Here is a 254-nt window from a genome sequence, read left to right on the forward strand (position 1 = left end):
ACCACGGTGGAGGAAACCTACGAGCTGGAATACGGCAGCGCCACCGTGGAGTTGCACACCGACGCGGTGAAAAGCGGCGACCGGGTGCTGCTGATCGACGACCTGATCGCCACCGGCGGCACCATGATGGCGGGCCGCAAGCTGCTGGAAAAGCTGGGCGCCACCGTGACCGAGGGCGCGGCCATTGTGGCCCTGCCCGAACTGGGCGGCACCCGCCGCCTGCGCGACAGCGGGCTGCCGCTGTTCACCCTGGT

General features: G+C 69.3%; 1 protein-coding gene. It reads left to right on the forward strand.

Features of this window, described 5'->3' with window-relative positions:
* The coding region (locus HA630_RS02780; RefSeq protein WP_256368607.1) for a phosphoribosyltransferase family protein at nt 1-254 on the forward strand (254 nt) is incomplete at both ends.

The sequence above is a fragment of the Aquabacterium sp. A08 genome (assembly GCF_011742065.1).